Origin of the sequence: Aeromicrobium sp., assembly GCF_036675695.1 — a bacterium.
Classification (GTDB): Bacteria; Actinomycetota; Actinomycetes; order Propionibacteriales; family Nocardioidaceae; genus Aeromicrobium.
Genome location: NZ_JAKFEL010000117.1, coordinates 1 through 3,361 on the forward strand (window position 1 = coordinate 1; position 3,361 = coordinate 3,361).

Below are 3,361 nucleotides of genomic sequence, written 5' to 3' on the forward strand. Positions count from 1 at the left end.
CGGCGGCCATAGCGAATGGGAAACACCCGGTAACATTCCGAACCCGGAAGTTAAGCCATTCAGCGCCGATGGTACTGCACGGGTGACTGTGTGGGAGAGTAGGACGCCGCCGGACAATCATTAGCGCGAGGCCGCTCCCTAGGGAGCGGCCTCGCTGCATTTTCCAAGCATTTCGATGAGAGGATCGACTCATGGCAGAGTCGAGAAACCCCCGCCGAGACGGTGGGAAGCCCGCGGGCCGCGGGGGGCCTCGCGGAGGCAAACCCGCAGGTCAGGGCCGAGATCGACGTGGTGCCGGCGATCCGCCGCGCCGCGATGGCAAGCCTGCCGGACAGGGTCGCGACAGCCGACCCGAGCGCCGCGATGGCAAGCCGCAGACCCCTCGCAGGGACGGCAAGCCCTACGAAGCGCGCCGCGATCGTCGCCAGGAAGAGGGCGACCGGACCGCAGCGCAGAAGATCTATGACGGTCCTCCGATCCCTGACGACGTCAGCGCGAAGGACCTCGACAAGTACGCCCGCCAGGCTCTTCAGGCACTTCCCGAGAAGCTCGCCGACAAGGTCGCGCGGCATCTCGTGATGGCCGGTTTGCTGATCCACGAAGACCCTGAGCAGGCGCACCTGCATGCACTTGCAGCTCGAGCACGTGCGACGCGTACCGGTCTGGTTCGCGAGGCCTGTGGCGAGACCGCTTACGCATGCGGCAAGTTCGCCGAGGCGCTCTCAGAGTTCCGGGCAGCCAAGCGTATGAACGGCAGCCATCTCTACGCACCGATGATGGCCGACTGCGAGCGCGCGTTGAAGCGTCCGCAGAAGGCGATCGAGTACGACACGCCTTCCGTGCGTGCGCATCTTGACGACGCCGGCCAGATCGAGCTGTCGATCGTGGTTGCTGGCGCCCGTCGTGATCAGGGCCAGTACGACGCCGCGATCCGTCTCCTCGAGACCGAGCCGCTACACACCAAGGGGCGCGGCGAATGGGTTCCGAGGCTTCGCTACGCGTATGCCGACGCATTGCTGGATGCCGGTCGCAAGGAAGAGGCAGTCGAGTGGTTCCACCGCACGGTTGCTGTCGACGGCAACCAGGCCACCGACGCTCATGAGCGGCTCGCTGAGCTGGGCGAATAGTCCACAAGTTCTCGACGCGGCGTGAGCGTCCACAGCGCGAAATCAACACTCTGCCCCTCACCAAAAGTGAGGGGCAGAGTCGTTTCATGACCCAAACACACAACCAGGTGACCTTGGCGGGCCGCGTGTCCGCCAGTCCAGAAGCCCACATCCTGCCCAGCGGAGACGAGGTCGTCTCATTTCGGCTGATCGTGCAGCGCAGCCCTGCTGCACGTCGCCGGTCCAAACAACCTGTCGACACGATCGACTGTGCTGCCTGGACGACTGCCATGCGGCGTGTCGCTCGGCGACTGGAGGCCGGAACCGAGGTGGTCGTGACAGGGGAGCTTCGCCGTCGGTTCTCTCGGGGTTCGGCCGGGCCGATCAGTCGGGTGACGGTTGAGCTCGATTCGTGTCAGAGGGCCGATCGAGGGTCGGACAAGGCGGCGGTAGCCTCGTCGTCATGACCTTGGGCTCGAGCGACCGTCCGTTGAGCGAGGTTTACGATCTCGCGATGCTCGACCTCGACGGTGTCGTCTACGTAGGCCCGGATGCCGTACCTGGTGCGGTCGAGTCGCTCGATGCTGCTCGGTCTGCGGGTACGTCACTGGCCTACATCACGAACAACGCATCTCGCACTGCCTCCGAGGTTGCGGCACACCTGCGAGAGATTGGTCTGTCGGACGTTGACGATGCTGACGTTGTCACATCGGCGCAGGCCGTGGCACATCTCGTCGCTGACGCATTGCCCGCAGGCTCGGCGGTGTTGTTGGTTGGTGGAGAGGGACTGCGTCGACCGTTGGAGGAGCGCGGTCTTCGCTGCGTGGCGACGTTGGACGAGGGCCCACTGGCGGTGGTCCAGGGCTTTCATCCCGACGTCAGCTGGGTGCAGCTGGCCGAGGCTTCGTACGCCATCGGGGCCGGCATCCCATGGTTTGCGAGCAATACCGATCTCACGATTCCGACGGCTCGTGGAGTCGCGCCGGGCAACGGTTCGCTCGTCCAGGCAATCCGCAACGCAACAGGAGCGAACCCGACGGTTGCTGGCAAACCCGAGGCTGCCCTGTTCCGAGAGACGTTGGAACGGTTCGGGGGTGAGCGCCCACTGATGGTCGGCGATCGTCTGGACACCGACATAGATGGAGCGATCGGCGTCGACATCGACACCCTGTTCGTGCTGACCGGGGTCAATGACCTGCAGGACGTCATGGATGCCGGCGCGGGTCATCGCCCGACTTACATCTCCTACGGCCTTGGCGGACTTAACGAAGCTCACTCGCCCGTGGAAGTCGAGGGAATGACGGCGCACTGCGAGAGCTCATCGGCGCAGGTCAGCGACGGAGTACTGACCTTCGAAACGAGCGACCAGAGCACCGCGGGATTTCGAGCGGTCGTGGGACTCGCGTGGCATCTTGCCGATCACTCCGGCCTACGCGTGCGCCTCGATGGGACAATGAAGTCATGACCGAGACGCCTGCCGAAGATGTGACGACCCCTGAGCCCGAGTCGACAGGGATTGAGTCGACAGGCAACGAACGCATCGACGAGGCACTCACGCGCCTGGAGGCGTTGGACGAGCTCGACATCAACGACCACCCGGAGCAGTTCGACGCCATCCACCAGGCTCTTCGCGAGTCGCTGGCAAGCGCAGGTCGTGACGGGGACGCACCGGAGTCACCATGACTCGGAGGTTGCGACTCGACGCTGAGCTCGTACGTCGTGGGCTCGCGAAGTCGCGCGATCACGCGGCGACGCTGATCGGCGAAGGATCGGTGTCGGTTGCGGGCTCCGTGGCGACCAAGGCGGCCACTGGTGTCACCACCGACCAGGCGATCGTGGTGCGTACGAGCTCGGGCCCGACCTACGCGTCTCGTGGAGCGCACAAGCTTCTGGGAGCACTCGAGGTGTTCGAACCGCTGGGCCTCGACGTCGAGGGTCGTCGAGCGCTCGACGCAGGTGCCTCAACGGGTGGGTTCACCGATGTCCTCCTGCGCAAGGGTGTGCGCGAAGTCGCCGCAGTCGACGTTGGATATGGGCAGCTGGTCTGGGCGCTGCAGTCCGACGAACGCGTTCACGTCTTCGATCGCACCAACATCCGCAACATCGAGGCAGACGACATCGGGGGAGAGGTGGGGCTCGTCGTGTCCGATCTGTCGTTCATCTCCCTTACGGTGGTCATGCCGGCATTGACGCGGGTGTGCGAGGACGGAGGCGACATCGTGCTGATGATCAAGCCGCAGTTCGAGGTCGGCAAG

At 64.7% G+C, this 3,361-nt stretch carries 5 protein-coding genes and 1 rRNA gene; all 6 read left to right on the top strand.

Annotation, left to right across the window (positions count from 1 at the left end; all coding sequences use genetic code 11):
- Positions 1-115, top strand: a 5S ribosomal RNA gene (gene rrf, locus V6M39_RS07360); the annotation flags it as partial.
- A 76-nt stretch (positions 116-191) separates the two neighbouring features.
- The gene (locus V6M39_RS07365; RefSeq protein ID WP_332643145.1) at positions 192-1,127 is read left to right on the top strand and encodes a tetratricopeptide repeat protein; all 936 of its coding nucleotides are present in this window, start codon (positions 192-194) and stop codon (positions 1,125-1,127) included.
- An 86-nt stretch (positions 1,128-1,213) separates the two neighbouring features.
- Positions 1,214-1,573, top strand: a complete 360-nt coding sequence (locus tag V6M39_RS07370; RefSeq protein ID WP_332643147.1) for a single-stranded DNA-binding protein — start codon at positions 1,214-1,216, stop codon at positions 1,571-1,573.
- Complete coding sequence (locus V6M39_RS07375) at positions 1,570-2,571, top strand: HAD-IIA family hydrolase (protein WP_332643149.1); 1,002 nt, start codon at positions 1,570-1,572, stop codon at positions 2,569-2,571. Before V6M39_RS07370 ends, V6M39_RS07375 begins: the two co-directional genes overlap by 4 nt.
- Positions 2,568-2,789, top strand: a complete 222-nt coding sequence (locus V6M39_RS07380; RefSeq protein ID WP_332643151.1) for a hypothetical protein — start codon at positions 2,568-2,570, stop codon at positions 2,787-2,789. Before V6M39_RS07375 ends, V6M39_RS07380 begins: the two co-directional genes overlap by 4 nt.
- Positions 2,786-3,361 (top strand): TlyA family RNA methyltransferase (locus V6M39_RS07385; RefSeq protein WP_332643152.1); only part of this gene is annotated, 576 nt, incomplete at its 3' end. The genes V6M39_RS07380 and V6M39_RS07385, both read left to right, overlap by 4 nt.